Source organism: Paenibacillus agaridevorans, from assembly GCF_003112455.1.
Taxonomy (GTDB): Bacteria; Bacillota; Bacilli; order Paenibacillales; family Paenibacillaceae; genus Pristimantibacillus; species Pristimantibacillus agaridevorans.
Window position 1 is genome coordinate 90,860 of the sequence record NZ_BDQX01000243.1, and the last position, 22,219, is coordinate 113,078.

The following is a 22,219-nucleotide window of genomic DNA, read 5'->3' on the forward strand; positions in this document are numbered from 1 at the left end:
CGGCAACACAACTCAAGAGAGACAGGGGACAACGAACTCTATTAATACGAAAACACAACCATCCGAACAGCAGCAAACAAGGGATCAGCAGCGTGAGCAAAAACCACAGCAAGGCAATCGTCCAACCGGTCAAGGCCAAGGTCAAGGCGGAAACCGTCCATCCGGCGGTCAGGGACAAGGCCAAGGCGGAGGACGCTCCTATAACGGCGGTCAGGGACAAGGCCAAGGCGGCAATCGCCCATCCGGCGGTCAAGGACAAGGCCAGGGCGGCAATCGCCCATCCGGCGGCCAAGGTCAAGGCAGCTTCCAACGTCAGGGAGGCCAAGGCGGTCAAGGAGGCCAAGGCGGCAATCGTCCTTCCGGCGGTCAAGGCGGAAACCGTTCAGGCTTCGGTCAAGGCGGTTCCGGCGGCCAGGGCGGCAATCGCTCCGGTTACGGTCAAGGCGGCCAAGGGGGCCAGGGCAATCGTACAGGCGGTCAAGGCGGCGGCCAAGGCGCTCAGGGTGGCGCTCGCACGGGCACTGCGCCTCAAGGACAGGCTCGCAGCTTCGATTCCCGTCCGGCACCGGCACGTACAGGCGGCGGAAGCGACGATCGCAGAGGCGGCGGCGATCGCTTCGGCAAGGGCGGCAACAGCGGCAACGGCAGTTCCAGACGTTTCGAAGATGGCCGCGGCGGCGGCTTCAACAAAGGGAACAATCGCGGCGGCAAAGGCCGTGGCAAAGGTCATCAGAATCAGCCTCCTCGCGAGAAGATCGACAACACGCCTAAGAAGATTATCGTCCGCGGCACGCTGACGGTCGGCGATCTTGCCAAGCTGCTGCATAAGGATGCTTCCGAGGTTATCAAGAAGCTTCTATTCCTGGGCGTTATGGCTACCATTAATCAAGAGATCGATATGGATGCGATCATGCTGATCGCAGGCGAATACGGTGTTGAGGTTGAAGTGAAAATTCCGGTGGAGGAAGACACCTTCGAGACCGTGGAAGAGACGGACGAAGAAGAGGATCTGCTCGTTCGCCCGCCAGTCGTAACGATTATGGGTCACGTCGACCATGGTAAAACGACGCTTCTCGACGCCATCCGCAAGTCGAACGTTTCAGGCGGCGAAGCAGGCGGCATTACGCAGCACATCGGCGCATACCAAGTCGAGATTAATAACAAGAAGATTACGTTCCTGGATACACCAGGTCACGAAGCGTTTACACTAATGCGTGCACGCGGCGCGCAAGTAACGGATATTACGATTATCGTAGTAGCAGCCGACGACGGCATTATGCCTCAGACGGTAGAAGCGATCAGCCATGCCAAAGCGGCAGGCGTTCCAATTATCGTAGCGGTTAATAAGATCGATAAGCCGGAAGCTAACCCGGACAAAATCAAACAGGAAATGACAGAATATGAGCTCGTGCCGGAAGAGTGGGGCGGAGATACGATCTTTGTGGAAGTATCCGCGAAGCAGCGCATCAACCTGGAAGGTCTGCTCGAGATGATTCTGCTTGTAGCGGAAGTCAATGAATTCAAGGCGAACCCGAACAAGCGCGCCCGCGCAACGGTTATCGAGGCAGAGCTGGACAAAGGCAAAGGTCCTGTAGCCCGTATTCTCGTACAGCACGGAACGCTCCGTATCGGCGACGCATTTGTAGCGGGCAACTGTTTCGGTCGTGTTAGAGCCATGGTAAATGACAAAGGCCGCCGTCTCAAGGAAGCTGGCCCGTCGACGCCTATCGAGATTACGGGTTTGACGGAAGTGCCGCTTGCCGGCGATCCGTTTATGGTATTCGAAGACGAGCGCAAAGCACGCGCGATCGCAGATCGCCGCGCCATCAAACATCGCCAATCCGAGATGGGCGCCAATACGCGCGTTACCTTGGACGATCTGTTCAGCCACATTAAAGATGGAGAGATCAAAGATCTTAACGTCATTATTAAAGCAGACGTACAAGGCTCGCTCGAAGCGCTTAAAGGCTCGCTTGCCAAGATCGACATCGAAGGCGTTCGCGTCAAGGTCATCCACAGCGGCGTAGGCGCGATTACGGAATCCGATGTCATTCTCGCGGCTGCGTCGAACACGATCGTTATCGGCTTCAACGTTCGTCCGGATCCTCAGGCGGAAGCAACGATTGCCCAAGAGAAGGTCGACGTCCGCATGCACCGCGTCATCTACAACGTCATCGACGAGATCGAGCAAGCGATGAAAGGCATGTTGGATCCGATCTACAAGGAAGTCATCATCGGACATGCCGAAGTTCGGAACGTGTTCAAGGTGACGAAAATCGGCGCGATTGCCGGTTGCATGATTATTGACGGCAAAGTAACCCGTTCGGCCGAAGCGCGCATCGTTCGCAGCGGCATCGTCGTGTACACGGGCAAGATCGATTCGCTTAAGAGGTTCAAGGACGACGCCAAGGAAGTCGCTCAAGGCTACGAGTGCGGTATAACACTGGAACGCTTTAGCGATATTAAAGAAGGCGACGTAATCGAAGCCTTCATCATGGAGTCGGTTGAGAGGTGATTAAGCAATGGCAAAAATTCGGGTAGGCCGCGTAAGCGAGCAGATCAAAAAAGAGCTTAGCAGCATTATTCAGATGGAATTGAAGGATCCGCGCATCGGATTTATAACCGTTACGGGCGTGGAGACGACAAGCGATTTGTCGCAAGCGAAGATTTACCTTAGCGTACTCGGCAATGACGAGCAGAAGGAAGCAACGCTCAAAGCGCTGGCAAGCGCGACAGGCTTCCTTCGTTCGGAGCTTGGCAAGCGCATGAAGCTTCGCCACACGCCGGTGCTATTATTCAAGTTCGACAGCAGCATCGAATACGGCAGCCGGATCGAATCCTTGCTCGAAGATATTAACAAAGGAAGCGACGCGAAGTGACGCGGCCCCAGAGCTATAACGACTTGTTGAAAGAAGCATTGGCCTTCATCGAAGGTCATGCTTCCTTTCTTGTTGTCTCCCATGTCCAGCCGGACGGAGACGCCATTAGCTCAACATCGGTTGTGGCTTGGCTGTTATCCAAACTTGGGAAGACCGCTGTTCTGGTGAACGAAAGTTTGCTGCCTTCAAGGCTGTCATTCTTGCATCGATTCGAGGAGATTCATTCTTTAAAGGCCGCTAAACTTGAAGGCACTTACGATGCGATCATTGCGGTCGATTGTGCGGATTATCGCCGCATCGGGGAGGCAGCGAGCTTATTTGCATCCGGAGCAGCGCTGCTGAACATCGATCACCATCCGACAAATGACGGCTTCGGGACGTTGAATATCATTCGGCCGGAAGCTGCAGCAACCGTTGAGATTTTGTACGACTTGCTTGAAGCGGCGGATATCACGCCCGATCTCGATTGCGCGACTGCGATCTATACGGGGCTGCTGACGGATACGGGAGGCTTCCGCTATTCCAACACCAGCCCGCGCGTGATGGAGATTGCGGCGAATCTGCTCGCTATTGGCGTGTCCGGCAGCAGGCTTGCGGATCATCTGCTGGAAAAGATGACGATCGGCAAGCTCAAGCTGCTGCAGACTGCGCTTAGCCGTTTGACTTTCTCCGACAATTTGGAGATTGGCTGGCTGTACATGACAAAGGATGATCTGCGGGAATGCGGTGCGGTGCCTGACGATCTCGAAGGCATTGTGAACTACGCGCTTAACGTAGATGGCGTAGAAGTCGGCATTCTGTTTAAAGAGACGGAGTCCGGACAAGTCAAAGCCAGCCTTCGTTCCGCCGGCAAAGCGGATGTTGCCGCCATTGCCCAATCATTTGGTGGCGGAGGCCATGTCCGGGCCGCCGGCTGCACGCTGGATGGGCCGATATCGGCCGCGTCGGCGTTGCTCGTCGAAGCCGCTAGAAAGGCGCTGGTCTAACAATGGATGGCATACTTGCGGTATGGAAGCCGGCTGGCTGGACATCCCATGATGTTGTGGCCAAAGCAAGGCGACTATTAAAAATGAAGCGGATCGGTCATGCGGGCACTCTTGATCCTATGGTTACTGGCGTTTTGCCTCTATGCCTGGGCCGGTCGACGAGAGTCGTCGAGTATGTGCAGGAGCGGCCAAAGGCCTACGAAGCTGTACTGAAGCTGGGCATTGCTACAGATACAGAGGACATGACGGGCGACGTTCTGGCACAGGAACCTGTCCGCCGTTTCACGGAGCAAGAGCTGGAAGCCGTGCTGGGACAATTCCTGGGCGAGATTGAACAAGTGCCGCCGATGTTCTCCGCTGTCAAGGTAGACGGGAAGCGATTGTACGAGCTTGCCAGGGAAGGGAAAACAGTAGAACGGAAGTCTCGCAAAGTTCGCATACATGAGATTCGGCTCCTTGCTTCCGAGCTCGATATGGAACACCCGGAAATTACGTTCTCGGCCGTATGCTCCAAGGGGACATATATTCGCACGTTATGCGTCGATATTGGCAAGGCTCTCGGCGTGCCAGCCACGATGAAGAGCTTGACCAGAACGATGTCCGGCGGAATTCAGGCCGAGCAGTGCCTGACTCTGGAGGAGATCGAGCAATTGCAGGCCGCAGGCGAGCTCGAGAGCCGTCTTATCTCTCCCGAGGAAGCCATCGACCATATTCCGAAGGCAGTCGTTACGGAGGAAGCTGCAGCCAAGGCGCTGCGCGGACAAAAGCTGTCGCTTCGATCGGCATCTATTCAAGAGCCCTGGGTACATGGCACGCTGTTCCGCGTAACGGATAACCGCGAGTCGTTCATTGGCATTTTCGAATGCGACATGGATATCTACGGCTTGCGCCCGGTCAAGGTTTTCTCTTGAAATTTCAATAAGGTTCAAAAAGTTCGGTTTTCAGTACCGTAGCGTATGCTTCCGATGCTGCGTTTTTTTAAAAAACGTTGTAGAAGGTTGGATGAAGCGAAGTTTTTGAACTACCTCTTTTATGGAAATGCAGGTGTATTCGCGGTGAAAATGATTTCGATCTCTTATCCTTTTACGAATCTGGCAGAGCTTGTGCAGGAGAAGGCGGTCTCCATTGCGATCGGTCACTTCGACGGCGTACATCGAGGGCATCAAAACGTCATCCGGCAAGCGGTTGACGTTGCCCGCAAGGAAGGAATGCTGTCGGCTGTCATGACCTTCTCTCCGCATCCCAAGGAAGTGCTGGGCCATGGAGAACACTATTACAGCTGTCTGACTCCGCTTCACAAAAAGCAGGCGTTGTTCGAAGAGCTCGGCGTTGATATTATGTATGTGATGCGCTTCGACCTCAGCTTCGCCGCGGTATCGCCTTCCGAATTCGTCAGCGGCGTATTGCGTCCGCTCGGCGTCGGTCATGCCGTGGTTGGATTCGACTTTACTTTCGGCAGCAAAGGCGCGGGCAATGCTTCGACTCTGCTTGAGCTGTGCAAGCCGGATATCGGAGTCAGCATTGTCGAGCCATTATACGATAACGGCGTCAAGGTTAGCAGCACATATACGCGAGATTTGCTGGAGCAAGGCAATCTTGACAAGGCGAACAGCCTGTTGGGTCGTCCTTATGAAGTATCAGGCACCGTCGTTCACGGCGACGGGAGAGGGCGTACCATCGGCTTTCCTACTGCCAATCTCGAGCTGCATGATCCTTACGTAGCCCCGAAGCTTGGCGTCTATGCCATTACGGCATGGCTGGACGGAGTCGCATACAACGGCGTACTTAATCACGGAATGAAGCCGACCTTCAACAAGTCGGAGATCAAGCCCGTTATGGAAGCGAATCTGTTTGATTTCGACCGGGACATTTACGGCAAGGAAATCAGGGTGCAATTTAAAGCTTTCATTCGCTCGGAGCAAAAGTTCGGCTCGATTGATCAATTGATCAGCCAGATCGCTGCCGACGCGGCACAAGCTCGTGCGATTAATCAAAGTCTTTAGAACTCGACAACCTGCCTTATCATGTGATATACTGATCAAAGTTGTGACCGAACGAAGCTTGTACAAGCATTCGGAAGCGGTCCAGCCGAACCTTGGCTTGGTTGTCCGCTCTCACCGGCGGCGGCGAGGCTAATGGCGATTAAGATAGAAGGAGGTGAACAAGGATGGCAATTACACAAGAACGTAAACAAGAGCTGATCGAGACTCACAAGACGCATGCAAGCGACACGGGGTCCGCTGAAGTTCAAGTCGCTATCCTTACGGAAAACATCGTGAACTTGACGCAACATTTGCGGGAACACAAAAAAGATCATCACTCCCGCCGTGGTCTGCTCAAGATGGTCGGTCAACGCCGTAAGCTGCTGGCTTACCTGAAGAACAAAGACGTAAGACGTTATAGCGCATTGATTGAAAAACTCGGCCTTCGCCGTTAAAACATGCGTAACAGAAAGCAACCTGATCGTCCCCATTGAGAGGGATACGGGTTGCTTTTTGTAAAATTACAAGAGGTTGTTCAAAAAGTCCGCTTTTGATCACGAAGTATCCCAAGAAGCATACTCGGCATCGAATATTTCCTGATACCCACGAAAGTGAAGGGAAGCTTCGATGTTAATTCCGATTACTTTCGCGGGGCCCGAAGTTAGGCGAAACTAAGCAAATGCTTTCGTAGTATGTTTCCTCCGGAAACATTGCAGGTGCTCACGTAGCTTCCACTACGCTCCGCTCCTCAGTTTCTACCTTTATCCAATCTTCTGCAGCGTTTTTGAAAAAAACGCAGCATCGGAAGCATATGCTATTGTGCTAAAAACCGAACTTTTTGAACTCTCACTATAAGAATCTTGATTCTACTATGAACGGAGGCTCGCGAATGATACATAAAGTTGAAATGATGCTTGGCGGAAGACCGTTAAGCTTGGAGACAGGCCGACTGGCCAAGCAAGCGAACGCAGCCGTAACGGTTCGTTACGGAGAGACGGTTATCCTTTGTACCGTCACTGCTTCTTCAGAACCAAAAGATCTGGATTTCTTCCCGCTGACTGTCAACTACGAAGAGAGATTGTATGCGGTGGGCAAAATCCCGGGCGGCTTCATTAAGCGCGAGGGCAGACCGAGCGAGAAGGCGATTCTGTCCAGCCGCTTGACGGACAGACCTATTCGTCCGCTGTTCCCGGAAGGATTCCGCAACGATGTGCAGATTGCCAACATCGTCATGAGCGTCGATCAAGACTGCACGCCGGAGATTGCGGCAATGATTGGTACTTCGGCAGCACTTTCGATCTCGGACGTTCCGTTCAACGGGCCGATTGGCGGGGTTGTAGTCGGCCGCATCGATGGCAAATTCATCATCAACCCAACGGTTGAGCAGGAACAAGAGACGGATATTTTTGTCGTTGTTTCAGGTACGAAGGACGCTATCATGATGGTGGAAGCGGAAGCGAACGAAGTATCCGAGGAAGTCATGCTGGAAGCCATCATGTTCGGGCACGACGCGATCAGAGGCATCGTGGCTACGATCGAAGAGCTGACGGCAGCTGCAGGCAAAGAAAAAATGGCAGTCAAGCTTCACGCCGTAAACGTAGAAGTGAACGCTGCGGTTCGCGCATTCGCATCGGAACGTCTGGTAGAAGCGATCAAGATCGCCGAGAAACACGCGCGCCAAGAAGCAATCGACGCCGTAAACGGCGATACCGTGACTCACTTCGAGACGGTCTACGCCGATACGCCAGAATGGCTGGGCGACGTGAAGGAAGTGCTTTACGACATCGTGAAGGAAGAAGTACGCCGCCTTATTACGCATGACAAGGTACGTCCCGACGGCCGCGGTCTCGATGAGATTCGTCCGATCGAATGCGATGTATCCTTGCTCCCGCGCACGCACGGCTCTGGCCTGTTCACACGCGGTCAGACTCAGGCGCTAAGCATCTGTACGCTCGGCGCAATGGGCGACGTGCAAATTCTTGACGGCATCTCGCCGGAAGAGACCAAGCGCTTTATGCACCATTATAATTTCCCGCCATTCAGCGTAGGCGAAGCTCGTCCTTTACGTCCTCCAGGACGCAGGGAGATCGGCCACGGCGCGCTCGGAGAACGCGCATTGTCCAAGGTTATTCCTTCGGAAACGGATTTCCCTTACACGATTCGTCTCGTATCCGAAGTACTTGAGTCCAACGGCTCTACGTCGCAGGCGAGCATTTGCGCCAGCACGCTGGCCATGATGGACGCAGGAGTTCCGATCAAAGCGCCGGTAGCGGGTATCGCGATGGGTCTGATCAAGGACGGCGAACATTTCTCCATCCTGTCCGATATTCAAGGGATGGAAGATCATCTGGGCGATATGGACTTCAAAGTGGCTGGTACCGCTGCCGGCGTTACGGCGATTCAGATGGACATTAAGATCGATGGCATCGACCGCGCGATTTTGCAGCAATCGCTGGAGCAAGCGCGTCAAGGACGGTTGCATATCCTCGGCAAGATGATGGAAGTGATGAGCGCGCCGCGTACGAACTTGTCGAAATACGCGCCTAAGATTTTGACGCTCCGCATTAATCCGGACAAGATCCGCGACGTTATCGGCGCCGGCGGCAAAATCATCAACAAAATTATCGAGGAAACTGGTGTCAAAATCGATATCGAGCAAGACGGCATGGTGTTTATCGCTTCCTCCAACGAAGAGATGAATCAAAAAGCCAAGTCGATTATCGAAGGCATCGTCAAGGAAGTTGTTGTCGGAGAGATTTATCTGGGAACGGTCAAACGGATCGAGAAGTTTGGCGTATTCGTCGAAATTTTGCCGAACAAGGACGGCCTTGTCCACATCTCCCAACTGTCTACGGAACGCGTAGCGAAATGCGAGGACGTTGTTAAAATTGGCGACCAGATTACCGTGAAGGTAACGGAGATCGATCAGCAAGGCAGAGTCAACCTTTCGCGCAAAGTGCTCCTGACGCAGGAAGCGTCCCCGGAAACCAAGTAATTTCACTCGAAACTAAATAGGCACCAAGCGAAGAGTCAGATATCATCTGCCTCTTTTTGTTTGGGTACAAGCCGCATAAAGTTGTCCTTCCGCTCATAAGATGGTTCATAACCGCATATCGGACTCCAACAGCACAACCGTTTTAGCTGTTCAGGCGCTGCAGGATTCCGGATGGGACTGGATAAGCGGGGAGTGGGGGACATGGCGCTGCGCAAAGCTGCTGCAATAGCGGCAAGCCTATTGATGGTGCTCGTATTTATACGATTAAACGGGGATATTAGCGCTTTTATCCACTCGGTTAAGGCCGGGCATGACGCGACTTACGCGTTCGGACCGCCTTCCTTGTCGGAAGAAGAGAAGAAGGAGCTGTACAATCGGATCGTCGCGGAAGCAGAAAGTCGGTATTCGGCGCCAATCGATGCTAGGATTGATCGGGTTTGGCATGCCATTCCCGGCTATAACGGACTTGCGGTCGATATCGAGCGTACCTACGAAGCGGCTCTTCAAGCAGCCAGGACGGATTCCATCCCTTATCAATACAAAGAAATCGAACCGAAGATCGGTCTCGGGGATCTTGGCGCGCAGCCGGTCTACAGAGGCAATCCTAACAAACGGATGATCGCTTTTATGGTCAATGTCGCTTGGGGCAATGAGTACATTGATCCCATCCTGGAGACGTTTGCCAGGGAGAATGTCAAGGCCACGTTTTTTCTGGACGGTTCCTGGCTGAACAAGAATAGCGAGCTTGCCCGCAAAATTATGGATGCAGGTCATGAGTTATCCAATCATGCGTATTCGCATCCGGATATGAAAAATTTGAATCGAAGCGATCAGTCTTCCCAAATAACGCGTACAGAGAAGCTGCTGCAAGAGAGGCTGGGCATTGGCGATAATCGGTGGTTCGCCCCGCCGTCCGGTTCCTACAATGGAGCCACCTTGCAGATCGCGAAGGAGCTGGGCTTGCAGACGGTGCTGTGGACCATCGATACGATCGACTGGATGAAGCCGGCGCCTAGTGCCATTGTGGAGAAAATCGACAGAAAGCTGGAGCCGGGGGCGCTGATTCTCATGCATCCGACAGCTTCTTCGAGCCAAGCGCTGCCTGGCATGATTGCAAGCGCCAAGGCGAAGGGATACTTGATCGGCACAGTAAGCCAGACGCTGTCTTCAGAGCGGACGCCCGCTGTTGTTGAGGGCGGAGTTGGATTCTGATATAGTGGAATCATTCGTGTTAATACAGATTGGCATAACGCCAATATAGGGGGACGCTTGGTGAATAAATACGTACTTAGCAACGGCTTGCGCGTCATGGTGGAAAATATACCTACAGTTCGTTCCGTTTCGTTCGGTATCTGGGTGAAGACAGGCTCGCGCAACGAGACGGTAGACAACAGCGGCATCTCCCATTTTATCGAACATATGTTGTTCAAGGGTACAGAGAAACGGTCCGCCAAGGACATTGCGGATCTGTTCGACGGCATCGGAGGCAACGTCAATGCTTTTACGTCGAAGGAATATACGTGTTACTTCGCGAAAGTGCTTGACGAACATCTGCCGCTTGCCGTGGATGCCTTGTCGGACATGTTCTTCCATTCGCAGTTCGACGAAGGAGAGCTGGCCAAGGAAAAAAACGTAATTCTTGAAGAAATTGCGATGTACGAGGATACTCCGGACGACAAGGTTCATGATGAAGCTTCGCGCGCCGCGTTCGGCAGTCATCCGCTTGCCTATTCCATTCTCGGGCTTAAAGAACGGCTGGAGTCGATGGGTCCCGATACGCTGCGCGGTTACATGAACGACAGATACACCATTGAGAACACCGTCATCAGCGTGGCGGGCAATGTTGAAGACGAGAAGCTGCTGGCGATGCTGGAGCAGTACTTTGGCGCCTTCTCGCGGCATTCGGAGCCTGTAGTCGTAACGCCGCCGGCTTTCCACGGGGACTATATCTTCTTTAAGAAAAAAACGGAGCAAAATCATCTCTGCATCTCCTTCCCAGGCTGCTCCAACGCCGATCCGCTGCTGTATTCGATGGTGCTGCTTAATAACGCGCTCGGCGGTGGCATGAGCTCGCGGCTTTTCCAGGAAATCAGGGAGAAACGAGGACTTGCGTATTCCGTCTATTCGTATCATACGGGTTATGCGGATTCGGGTCTGTTTACGGTCTATGCGGGTACGGCTCCGAAGCAGACGAAGGACGTGCTGGAGCTGACCATGGAACAGCTGCACGAATTGTCCGTCAAGGGACTGGGCGAAGACGAGCTTCATCGAGGCAAAGAGCAGCTTAAGGGATCTCTTATCCTGAGCCTTGAGAGCACGAGCAGCAGAATGAACCGGATCGGCAAAAACGAGCTGATGCTGGGACGCCATTACACGCTTGACGAGCTGCTTGCGCGTATCGATAATGTGACAATGGATCATATCCGCGAAGTAACCAAGCGGATGTTGGCCGTGCCTTTTGCAGTAGCGACAGTGGGCACGACCGACAAAGAATTTGCGGGATTGAGGAGAGATCAGCTTGTACCAGGTTCTGTTTAAACGATTGGAAGGCAACGAAGACATCGCGGTTCCTCGCAAAATGTCGGAGTGGGCTGCGGGCTTCGACCTGCAGGCTGCCGTAAGCGAGCCTGTAGTCTTGCAGCCGGGAGAGCGCAAGCTCATTCCGACGGGCTTCTCCATGGCGATGCCCATGGAGCTGGAAGCGCAGATTCGTCCGCGCAGCGGACTGGCATACAAGCATGGCATTACCTGCTTGAATTCGCCAGGCACGATCGACGCGGATTATCGCGGAGAGGTGAAGGTGCTGCTCGTTAATCTGGGGGCGGAGCCATTTGCCATCACAAGAGGCGAACGTATTGCGCAGATGGTGTTCCAGGTCGTTCCCCAGGTGACGATCGAGGAAGCGGAAGAGCTTCCGGATACGGTGAGAGGCGCAGGCGGTTTCGGACATACCGGAGTGAAGTAATGAGGAAGTCGTACGGCTATTGGCTGTACGGCTTTTTTTGTTGCGCGCAAACTTTCACCCCGCTTTGGGCGGCGGCATAAGATGGTCTATATCCTTATGAGCATCTGATTGCTTATTTGTTTTTGAAAGGAGTGACGCTTAATGCTTACAGGCGTTCAAGTGCTGATGCTCGGCGGCGATGCCCGGCAACTGGAGGTTATACGCAAGCTGAGCGAGCTGGACGCTTCCGTCACGGTATGCGGCTTCGATGGCTTGCACTCTTCGCTCGACGGCGCCGTGCATGCCGAGTTCGAAGAAGCTTTGTTCGAAAATGTCGACGCGCTGCTGCTGCCTGCCGTAGGTACCGAAGACAATGGCCTGATTCACGCCGTATTCAGCGATCGGGAAATTGTGCTCGGCGAATCGCATATGGCGAAGCTGCCCGCACATTGTACGGTTTATACGGGCATGGCAAAGCCTTACTTGAAACAATTGTGCGGGCAATACGGCCTGAAGCTGGTCGAGCTGTTCGATCGGGACGATGTAGCCATCTATAATTCCATCCCAACGGCGGAAGGCGCCCTGATGATGGCTATTCAGAATACGGATATTACAATCCATGGTTCACGAAGCATGGTGCTCGGCTTTGGCCGGACCGGCTTTACGATGGCTCGAGCCTTGCATGGATTAGGGGCTAAAGTCAAGGTTGGCGTCAGGCGCTCAGAGCATTTTGCAAGGGCGGCGGAGATGGGCTTCGAGCCTTTCTATACGGGGGCTTTACTGCATAATGCGGGCAACATTGACTTGCTTTTTAATACAATTCCGACTATGATAGTCACAGCGCAAATTATCGCAAATCTACCATCGCGAGCGGTTATCATCGACCTTGCCTCGAAGCCTGGCGGAACCGATTTCCGCTTCGCAGAGAAACGTGGCATCAAGGCGATGCTCGCACCCGGACTCCCCGGAATCGTCGCACCCAAAACAGCTGGACGCATCATAGCGGATTGCTTGACTCAGTTGATCATGGATGATACGAATAAGCGGGGGAATGGGATATGAATTGGAACGGAATTACGGTAGGTTATGCATTGTCCGGCTCTCACTGCACGTTCGCAGAGGTGATGCCGGAGATCAAGCGTTTCGTCGATGCCGGTGCAAATGTCGTGCCGATCGTTTCGAATACGCTGATTACGACAGATACGAGATTCGGAACGGCGAAGGAATGGCAAGAGCAGCTTAGGGGCATTACGGGCAACGAGATCATTTCGACGATCGTTCAGGCGGAGCCGCTTGGACCTTCCAAGCTGCTTGACGTTCTTGTTATCGCGCCTTGCACGGGCAACACGACGAGCCGGCTCGCTAACGCAATTACGGACAGCGCTGTATTGATGGCCGCCAAGGCGCAGATGCGCAACGGCAGACCGATCGTACTCGCCATTTCGACGAATGACGGCTTGGGCCTTAACGCCGCGAATATAGCGAAGCTATTAGTAGCTAAACATATTTATTTCGTACCCTTTGGTCAGGATAATCCGATTCAGAAGCCCAATTCGCTGGTCGCTCGTATGGATCTGGTGCTGGAAGCTTGCGAGGCCGCGCTTCAGGGCAAGCAGCTTCAGCCGATGCTGGTAGAGCGGCACGGATAATTGAGGCGTTCCACGACTTTAGAAATCTTTGATGGATAACGAATGGGATTAAACGATCGAGGATGTTAAGCAGCTGCCTCTGACTTCCGAGGACCATCTACAAGGCTTGGCAAGGATCATGTTCATATCGCAGCAATTATTTTCCACGGGTTCATGGATTCATTACGGATAACGTGCTGCTTCTCGTCTTCACTCGAAGATAGGAGGCTAACGGCTTGCGAATCCTCATACAGAAATTCGGAGGAACCTCGGTATCCAGCCCGGAAGCTAGAGAACGTGTTATTTATCATATCAATAGGGAACGGGGCGACGGCAATAGTCTTGTCGTCGTCGTTTCCGCTATGGGACGCAGCGGTGATCCGTACGCCACGGATACGTTGTTAGAGCTTGTCCGGCAAAGCGGAGAAAGTCTACCGGCAAAAGAAAGGGATATGCTGCTTGGCTGCGGCGAGATTATATCGGCAGCCGTATTGTGCAGCATGCTCAATGCCAGAGGCATTTCCTCTGTTGCGTTAACGGGTGGAAGCGCAGGAATTTTAACGGACGAAAGCTTCGGGTCGGCGCGAATTAAGCGTATTGACCCGGAGCCCGTCCTCACGCAATTGGCTAAAGGCCAAGTTGTCGTGGTCGCCGGCTTCCAGGGCGTAACCGCCCAAGGCGACCTGACGACGCTTGGACGGGGCGGCAGCGATACGACGGCGACGGCAATCGGCGCTGCTTTGCGCGCGGAAATGGTCGATATTTACACCGACGTTAATGGCATTTTAACCGCGGATCCTCGGATCGTGGCCGATGCCAAACCGCTTCCTGTCGTAAGTTATGCGGAAATTTGCAACTTGGCAAGGCAAGGGGCCAAGGTTGTGCACCCCCGTGCGGTCGAGATTGCCCAGCAGGCGAAAATCCCGGTAAGGGTTCGCTCCACCTTCTCGGAGGAGGTCGGCACGCTCGTTACGGATGATGCTTCTGCGGCAGCCGATCATGATTTCAGGGACAGACATGTGACCGGCATTGCGCATGTGCCCGGCATTACCCAGATAGCGGTAAAAGCGATCGAGGGACAGAACGACATGCAACTGCAAGTGTTCCAGACGATGGCCAGACATCATATCAGCGTAGACTTTATTAATGTTACGCCAAGCGGCGCTCTATACACGGTCTATGACCGGGACGCGGATACCGCGGAACGGCTGCTTCGGGAAGCGGGCTTCGCGCCGGTGCTGACCCCTGGCTGCGCCAAGATCTCCGTCATAGGAGGCGGAATGAACGGTCAGCCGGGCGTCATGGCGCGTATCGTCGAGGCGTTGACGGAGCAAGGCATCAGCATCATGCAATCCTCCGATTCCAATACTACAATCTGGGTCCTGGTCCGCGACGAAGATATGGCGGTCGCGCTTCGGGCGCTGCATTCCAAGTTCGATCTTCATTTATGAAGCAATTAACAGCATTATTGTACAATTCTAGGAGGAGTCTCTATGGATTTCGGAAGATTGATTACAGCGATGGTTACACCATTTGATGCGGAAGGATCTATCGATTGGCAAACCGCCGGTAAGCTGATTGATTACTTGATTGACGAGCAAAGCAGTGACAGCATCGTTGTCTCCGGCACGACGGGCGAGTCGCCTACCTTGACGGAGGAAGAGAAGCTGAAGCTCTTCGCATTCGCGGTCGAGCACGCCGCTGGACGTTGCAAGATCATCGCCGGTACGGGCAGCAACGACACTGCCCATACGATTCATCTGACGAAATCTGCCCAGCAATGCGGCGTGGATGGAATCCTGCTTGTCGCTCCTTATTATAATAAGCCTTCCCAAGAAGGTTTGTACCGCCACTTCAAGGCTATAGCAGAATCGACAACGCTGCCGATCATACTCTATAACGTGGAGGGGCGCACGGGCGTCAATATTTCCGTAGAGACGACGCTTCGCCTGGCACAGCTTGACAACATTGTTGCAACGAAGGATTGTGCTTCGCTGGAGCAACTTACTCTGATCGTAAGCGGAGCGCCGGACGGATTCCGCGTATACAGCGGGGACGACGCCATGACGCTGCCGGCACTCGCTGTCGGAGCATACGGAATCGTCAGCGTGGCGAGCCACATTATTGGAGCCGACATGAAGGCGTTGGTTAATGCCTATGTAGAGGGTAATGTCGCGGAAGCAGCAAAGCTAAATGGAAAGCTGTTCACCATTTTCAAGGGTTTGTTCAACTGTCCTCATCCCGTGCCGAATCCGGTCGCGGTTAAATATGCGTTGTCGCTCAAAGGTTATCCCGTTGGCGGGGTGCGGCTTCCGCTGATCGATGCAAACGAAGCGGAGCGGGCTTTTCTTCGGGATTTGATTTCATAGTAAAACGGACATAAATGACGCTATTTTTCGATTTTTTTAGTTTTTCGACAGTCTAATGGACTAACAGAGGCTATCGATTCATTGTGGACGGCAGCGCAGTTAAGTAAAGGCTGATCGTAACGGACACAACAGTCGCTATTTTGCAAAAATGGGGTCTGTTCAAATTGTAACGGACACAGACGACCTTACTCACGTCAAAACCGCATAGAATGGGCGGAAATGCACCAAATAGCGTCATCTTAGTCCGTTAGATTTGTTTGAGGTTAAAAATCGGACAAATAGCGTCGCTGGCGTCTGTTAGAGCAAGAACCGATGCGCTGCATCGGTTTTTTTTGCATATCTAAGGATGAAACGTTTTGGAGACGCTATCGGATAGAGGATTATCCGGTTGCACTTGTATTCCATCTTTTTCATCATGTATAATGATCACAAGTGATTGGGTGCGGCAAACAAAATCAATTCCAGTTCTTACCGTCAGAGCGGCATCTGGCGTTATCTGTAATACCAATAATCGGATAAAGCATGAATAATGACACTTTCTATAGGAGGTATAGATACATTTGTCTAAGAAAAACAACAACCAAGATAAGCTGCTTATATTCGCACTGGGCGGAGTAGGCGAGATCGGCAAAAACATGTACGTGATCCAATATAACAACGATATCGTCGTTGTGGATTCGGGTCTCAAATTCCCGGAAGAGGACATGCTCGGCATTGATATTGTCATCCCGGATATTTCTTACCTGACGGAGAACCGCGACAAGGTTCGCGCCATTCTCATTACACACGGTCACGAAGACCACATTGGCGGTCTGCCATACGTGCTCAGACATCTTAATGTTCCTGTCTACGGAACAAAGCTGACGCTCGGACTGATCGAAGGAAAGCTTAAGGAAGCGGGCCTGCTGGGCGAGACGAAGCGCATCCTGATCAATGCGGATTCCGAGATTCAACTCGGCGCCATTCGTGCGAGCTTCTTCAAGACCAACCACAGTATTCCGGACTCCGTAGGCGTCTGCCTGGATACACCGGAAGGCATCGTCGTTCATACGGGCGACTTCAAGTTCGACCATACGCCAGTAAACGATCAGTTCGCCGACCTGCAGCGTATTGCCGAAATCGGCAGCCGCGGCGTACTGGCATTGCTGTCCGACAGTACAAACGCAGAACGGCCTGGCTACACGCCTTCCGAGAGCAAGGTAGGGGACGAGCTTGAAGATATCTTCCGCAAGTCCACTCAACGCGTCGTCGTTGCCACCTTCGCTTCCAACGTGCATAGGATTCAACAGATCATCAACGCTTCGATTGCAACTCGCCGCAAGATTGCAGTCGTTGGCCGCAGCATGGTCAACGTAGTCGGTATCGCATCGGAGCTTGGCTACCTTAACATCCCTGAAGGCATGCTGATCGAGCCGGAAGAAGTGAACAAGCTGGCCGCTGACCGCGTCGTTATTCTTTGCACTGGCAGCCAGGGAGAGCCCATGTCCGCTTTGACGAGAATGGCGCGCTCCACGCATCGCAAAGTCGATATTTTGCCTGGCGACACGGTTATTATCGCCGCTACGCCGATTCCTGGCAATGAGCGTTACGTAGGACGTACGGTAGACGAGCTGTTCAAGCTCGGCGCCAATGTCATCTATGGACCAGGCTCCGTGTCTGGCGTCCACGTATCGGGTCACGGCAGCCAGGAAGAGCTTAAGCTCATGCTGAACCTAATCAAGCCAAAGTACTTTATTCCAATTCACGGCGAATATCGTATGCTTCGCTTGCATGGCAGACTGGGCGAGTCAATCGGCATCGATAAGGAAAATATTTTCATTGTCGAGAACGGCGATACGGTAGAATTCCAAGGCGGCGCAGGTCGCAAGGGCTCCAAGGTGCCGGCAGGCAATGTTCTTATTGACGGACTTGGAGTCGGCGACGTAGGCAACATTGTATTGCGTGATCGCAAGCTGCTGTCGCAAGACGGCATTCTGGTCGTAGTCGTGACGCTCAGCAAGCAGGATGGCACGATTCTATCCGGTCCGGACATCATCTCCCGCGGGTTCGTATACGTTAGGGAGTCGGAAGGCCTTCTGGACGAAGCCAACCGGATCGTCACTTCAACACTCAACAAGCTTATGAACGACAAAGTTAACGAGTGGGCATCGCTCAAGACAAACGTCAAGGACGCACTTGGACGATTCCTCTACGAACAGACACGTCGCCGCCCTATGATATTGCCGATCATCATGGAGGTTTAGACGGTATACAAATACCCATCACGATATAGAAATCGCTTTTCAGCCGGGCAACCGGAGGGAAGGCGATTTTTTTTGGTCGGCTGCACCGTTATTTTAGTTCGGATAATTGTTCTCATGACATTCCATACTATGACAAGCTGCAGAACTACATGATGGATATGAGGGGGATATAAGCATGTCGTTTGGATACATGAATGAAGGAATTAAAAGCAATGGATCGGAGCCGCCGCCGGCCCAACCTGAACCGCAAGGAGCGCCTCAAGACGAGAAGCGGAAATCGGCTGCAATTGAAAGCATTCAGCAATTGGGAACCGTATCTCCGCCAGTTCCGGCGGAATCCAATATCTTTTGCATGACAATCATCGGACAAGTCGAAGGTCATCTCATTCTTCCGCCGCAAAATAAGACGACGAAATACGAACACATGATCCCCCAGCTTGTAGCCGCCGAACAGAATCCGAAAATCGAAGGGGTGCTAATCGTACTAAACACGGTGGGAGGAGACGTTGAGGCCGGACTCGCGATCGCCGAGATGATCGCGTCATTGTCGAAGCCGGTGGTAACGTTAGTGCTTGGCGGCGGGCATTCCATCGGCGTACCCATAGCGGTGTCAGGAGACCTATCCTATATCGCGGAAACCGCAACAATGACGATTCATCCCATCCGGATGAACGGACTGGTCATCGGAGTGCCGCAAACGTTCGAATATTTGGAGAAAATGCAGGAACGCGTCGTACGATTCGTTACTTCTCATTCGAATATCTCTGAGACTACTTTTAAAGAACTCATGTTCAAGACTGGCGAGCTTACACGCGATATCGGTACGACAGTAATCGGAGCTGATGCCGTAAAGCATGGCCTCATTGACAATATCGGCGGATTGGGAGATGCGCTTCGGAGTTTAAATGGATTGATTGAAACGAAACGTGCGGCAGCGCCTCAACCTTCGAGCATAGACGCATCGGTTGCAGCTGGAATTATGGCTGCATCAAGCGAGGTCGGTTTAGAAGGAGGCGCTACGCAATGACCCTGCATACTATCATGCCTCTAGAGCTGGTTCTACAGGGCTACGGAGAAGAGGGGGAACCTATGCTTGACGTTACGGCAAAGGGTATAAGAATGCTTGTTATTCCCGTAGCGCCAGGCTGCGGTAAAATTGTAAGACTGTTGGATTGCTCCTTGTACGACTATCTGGATCCAACGCTGGCGCCGGGATCATTGATTACGTTCGGCTTCGAATAGTTGTTCGGAAGTGAAATAGTCCGTCACCCGGAACTGTGCTATAATGGAAATCCGAGGTGACGGCATGGCAAAGAAAAAGGGACGCAAAAAATCGATTGGCGCTCAACTGAAGTATGAAGTATACGGTATTCTCATTATTACAATATCCATCATCGCATTATCCGGCGAAGCGACTGTTGGACGCGCCTTATCCAAGCTGTTTGGTTTGTTTCTGGGCAAATTTTATTTCGTGCTTGCGCTTGTCGGCATATACATAGGTCTTACTGTAATGGTTAAGAGGGCATGGCCCCGGGGCTGGACAAGCCGCAAGACGGGGCTGCTTGTGCTTGTGCTGGGCCTTGCGCTCAGCAGCTCGATCTCCGATGTAAACGCCAGATTCCAGGGCGTCGAAAGAGAGACGTTATCAGGCGGCGTTATTTTGGGAGCGCTTAGCCAGGGGCTGCAGGAGCAGCTTCTGACCTCGGCCTCTGACGGGGTGAGCGAACTCCGAATTCAAGACAAGCCTATTAGCGGAGGTTATGTTGGCGCGCTGATGTTAGCAATGTTATTCACCTTGTTTGGCTATTACGGAGCCGTCATTATTAATATTGTCATGTTCGCCATAGCGATCATGTTGATAACGGGCAAGTCGTATGTCGAGCTGGTCCGATTGATACGGACAAGATTCATACGGATGTTGAAGCTGCTTAACGCCAAGCGAAGCAGCCACAAGGCGAAGCGTGAAGCTGCCGCTGCCGCTGCGGGAGCGACGGCTGCTCAGCCAAGCGGATTATACGATGACAATACGATCGATGATGATGATCAATTCTCCAAGCCGAGGCCAAAGAAACGTAAATCGATATTCTTCGCTTGGCGGAACGAAGAGAGCAAGAGCCATGCCTCCGAGGATGACGAGTGGGAGTTCACTGGCGATAAGGACGAACAGCCAGGCGCAGCGGTTAGTTCATGGGAAAACGGACTTGCCGAGCAGCCATGGGAGAAAACGGGCGAAAGCTCCGCTGAAAACGGCATAGGGACAGAAACGCATTTTGACGATAATAATGATTCGCTCCCTCCATGGATGCGGCAGGATGATCATAACCTTGCTGACACAGGAGAGACGGAGGGGAGCATACCTAACGATCCATCCTCCCCAACAGGAGAAGAGTACGGGGAGGCGCAGGCATGGGAGAATCCCGATTGGCCTCCTAACGCCCAACAGCAAGAATACGACGACAATCAAACCTATAACGAGATGAAAGAGACTGACGTGCTTGCAGAGAATCTTGACGATGTCGTAGACGGCATGCAAGACGAAACGTTCGACGAGGACGACAATAGCGCCGAGGCCGTTCAAGCAAGCGGCGAAACGGTTCCGCGAAGGCCGGTTGGCGAAGAAATGGTCGTCAGCGGAGCTCCTCCTGCACCGCCCGCACCCAAGCCATATCGTTTGCCGCCGTTCACTTTGCTGCAGAAGCCGCTTGGCATGAGCAGAGGCTCCGACGCTTCGGATATGTACGATTCCAGGCGCAAGCTGGAAGCGACGCTGGAAAGCTTCGGCGTACGCGCGAAGGTGCTGGACGTCGTTCGGGGGCCAGCGGTTACCCGTTACGAAGTTCAGCCCGCGACGGGCGTCAAGGTAAGCCGAATCGTTGGCCTTACCGATGATATTGCATTGGCTCTTGCGGCTAAGGATGTAAGGATGGAAGCGCCGATACCAGGCAAGTCCGCCATTGGCATCGAGGTGCCCAACATGGAAGTGTCCGTCGTCACCATGAGAGAGGTGATGGAGACGCCTGCCTTCCAGACGGCTACCTCCAAGCTCTCCATTGCGTTCGGCCGGGATATATCCGGTCAGACGATCGTCGGCAACCTTGCACGTATGCCTCACTTGCTGGTTGCCGGCGCAACAGGCTCCGGCAAGTCCGTCTGTATCAACGGCATTATTACGAGCATTCTGTATAAGGCCAAACCGGACGAAGTGAAATTCCTTATGATCGATCCTAAGATGGTGGAGCTGAACATCTACAACGGCATCCCGCATTTGTTGGCTCCGGTCGTCACGGATCCGCGCAGGGCATCGCTAGCGCTTAAGAAGATCGTCGTGGAGATGGAGAAACGCTACGAGCTGTTCTCCAAATCGTCGACGCGCAATATAGAAGGCTACAATACGCTGATGGCTGACAATCCGGCCGCCGTTTTGCCGTACTACGTCATCATCGTGGACGAGTTGGCGGATCTAATGATGGTAGCCGCGAACGATGTCGAGGACTCCATTGCGAGACTTGCGCAGATGGCCCGTGCAGCGGGAATTCATCTCATTATTGCTACTCAGCGGCCATCCGTCGACGTCATTACAGGCGTCATCAAGGCGAACATCCCTTCCCGAATCGCGTTCGGAGTCTCGTCGCAAGTCGATTCCAGGACAATTCTCGATATGGGAGGAGCCGAGAAGCTGCTCGGACGCGGAGATATGCTGTTCTTGCCCGTGGGCATGTCGAAGCCGATTCGCGTACAAGGCGCCTTCCTCTCCGATCAGGAGGTGGAAGCACTGGTAAGTTTTGCGAGGAATCAGGGAGAGGCGGAATACAAGGAGGATCTCGTGCCAGAAATTGACGCGGAATCCGAGGACGAAGACATGCAGCTTGACGAGCTGTTCGACCAGGCCGTACAGATCGTTGTGGAGGCAAAGCAGGCTTCCGTATCGCTGCTCCAGCGCAGGATGAGAATCGGTTATACACGTGCTGCGAGACTGATCGACCAGATGGAGGCACGTTCCATCGTTGGCCCTTACGAAGGAAGCAAGCCGCGCGAGGTGCTGATGTCTCTCGAGCAGTTCCAAGCGAACCGCGCCAGCTCCTAAAGAGGTTGTTCAACACGCATTTAAACTTCTCTTTTGCCGAATTCTTGCATAGAAGGGAATCAATTTTCTCATACTACTCTCAGGTAACGCTATCCGTAGCGAACTAACT

Annotated in this window: 18 protein-coding genes; all 18 read left to right on the forward strand. The window is 53.1% G+C overall.

Annotation, left to right across the window (positions count from 1 at the left end):
* The first annotated feature begins 40 nt into the window (after positions 1–40).
* The 18 genes from infB to PAT3040_RS21530 all read left to right on the forward strand — a co-directional run bounded on the left by infB (position 41) and on the right by PAT3040_RS21530 (position 22,110).
* The gene (gene infB / locus PAT3040_RS21445) at positions 41–2,515 is read left to right on the forward strand and encodes a translation initiation factor IF-2 (protein ID WP_181376764.1); all 2,475 of its coding nucleotides are present in this window, start codon (positions 41–43) and stop codon (positions 2,513–2,515) included.
* Positions 2,516–2,522: 7 nt separating this feature from the next.
* Positions 2,523–2,879, forward strand: coding sequence for a 30S ribosome-binding factor RbfA (rbfA, locus tag PAT3040_RS21450; RefSeq protein ID WP_087570923.1), 357 nt, complete (start codon positions 2,523–2,525; stop codon positions 2,877–2,879).
* A complete protein-coding gene (locus tag PAT3040_RS21455; protein WP_108994324.1) occupies positions 2,876–3,865 on the forward strand; it encodes a DHH family phosphoesterase in 990 nt (329 codons plus the stop codon). Before rbfA ends, PAT3040_RS21455 begins: the two co-directional genes overlap by 4 nt.
* 2 nt (positions 3,866–3,867) lie before the next feature.
* A complete protein-coding gene (gene truB / locus PAT3040_RS21460) occupies positions 3,868–4,776 on the forward strand; it encodes a tRNA pseudouridine(55) synthase TruB (protein ID WP_108994325.1) in 909 nt (302 codons plus the stop codon).
* A 150-nt stretch (positions 4,777–4,926) separates the two neighbouring features.
* Positions 4,927–5,868, forward strand: a complete 942-nt coding sequence (locus PAT3040_RS21465; protein ID WP_307719172.1) for a bifunctional riboflavin kinase/FAD synthetase — start codon at positions 4,927–4,929, stop codon at positions 5,866–5,868.
* A 164-nt stretch (positions 5,869–6,032) separates the two neighbouring features.
* Positions 6,033–6,302, forward strand: coding sequence for a 30S ribosomal protein S15 (gene rpsO / locus PAT3040_RS21470; RefSeq protein WP_087570920.1), 270 nt, complete (start codon positions 6,033–6,035; stop codon positions 6,300–6,302).
* 434 nt (positions 6,303–6,736) lie between these two features.
* Positions 6,737–8,842 (forward strand): polyribonucleotide nucleotidyltransferase, encoded by a 2,106-nt coding sequence (gene pnp / locus PAT3040_RS21475; protein WP_108994326.1) that lies wholly within the window; start codon positions 6,737–6,739, stop codon positions 8,840–8,842.
* Between the two features lie 201 nt (positions 8,843–9,043).
* Positions 9,044–10,054 (forward strand): polysaccharide deacetylase family protein, encoded by a 1,011-nt coding sequence (locus PAT3040_RS21480; protein ID WP_108994327.1) that lies wholly within the window; start codon positions 9,044–9,046, stop codon positions 10,052–10,054.
* A 60-nt stretch (positions 10,055–10,114) separates the two neighbouring features.
* Positions 10,115–11,380, forward strand: coding sequence for a M16 family metallopeptidase (locus PAT3040_RS21485; RefSeq protein ID WP_108994328.1), 1,266 nt, complete (start codon positions 10,115–10,117; stop codon positions 11,378–11,380).
* Positions 11,361–11,807: a dUTP diphosphatase gene (gene dut / locus PAT3040_RS21490; protein ID WP_108994329.1), complete on the forward strand. Its 447-nt coding sequence runs from the start codon at positions 11,361–11,363 to the stop codon at positions 11,805–11,807. Before PAT3040_RS21485 ends, dut begins: the two co-directional genes overlap by 20 nt.
* A gap of 141 nt (positions 11,808–11,948) precedes the next feature.
* Positions 11,949–12,848, forward strand: coding sequence for a dipicolinate synthase subunit DpsA (gene dpsA / locus PAT3040_RS21495; protein WP_087570916.1), 900 nt, complete (start codon positions 11,949–11,951; stop codon positions 12,846–12,848).
* Positions 12,845–13,435, forward strand: a complete 591-nt coding sequence (locus PAT3040_RS21500) for a dipicolinate synthase subunit B (RefSeq protein WP_087570915.1) — start codon at positions 12,845–12,847, stop codon at positions 13,433–13,435. The genes dpsA and PAT3040_RS21500 overlap by 4 nt, the downstream gene beginning before the upstream one ends.
* A 215-nt stretch (positions 13,436–13,650) precedes the next feature.
* Entirely contained in the window at positions 13,651–14,865 is a 1,215-nt protein-coding gene (gene dapG, locus PAT3040_RS21505) for an aspartate kinase (RefSeq protein WP_108994330.1), read from the forward strand.
* 42 nt (positions 14,866–14,907) lie between these two features.
* The gene (gene dapA, locus PAT3040_RS21510) at positions 14,908–15,783 is read left to right on the forward strand and encodes a 4-hydroxy-tetrahydrodipicolinate synthase (RefSeq protein ID WP_087570913.1); all 876 of its coding nucleotides are present in this window, start codon (positions 14,908–14,910) and stop codon (positions 15,781–15,783) included.
* 560 nt (positions 15,784–16,343) lie between these two features.
* Entirely contained in the window at positions 16,344–18,026 is a 1,683-nt protein-coding gene (locus PAT3040_RS21515) for a ribonuclease J (RefSeq protein ID WP_087570912.1), read from the forward strand.
* 190 nt (positions 18,027–18,216) lie between these two features.
* Positions 18,217–19,053, forward strand: a complete 837-nt coding sequence (locus PAT3040_RS21520) for a ClpP family protease (RefSeq protein WP_087570943.1) — start codon at positions 18,217–18,219, stop codon at positions 19,051–19,053.
* Positions 19,050–19,268, forward strand: coding sequence for a YlzJ-like family protein (locus tag PAT3040_RS21525; protein ID WP_108994331.1), 219 nt, complete (start codon positions 19,050–19,052; stop codon positions 19,266–19,268). Before PAT3040_RS21520 ends, PAT3040_RS21525 begins: the two co-directional genes overlap by 4 nt.
* A 64-nt stretch (positions 19,269–19,332) precedes the next feature.
* Positions 19,333–22,110: an FtsK/SpoIIIE family DNA translocase gene (locus PAT3040_RS21530; RefSeq protein WP_108994332.1), complete on the forward strand. Its 2,778-nt coding sequence runs from the start codon at positions 19,333–19,335 to the stop codon at positions 22,108–22,110.
* The last annotated feature ends 109 nt before the right edge of the window (positions 22,111–22,219 follow it).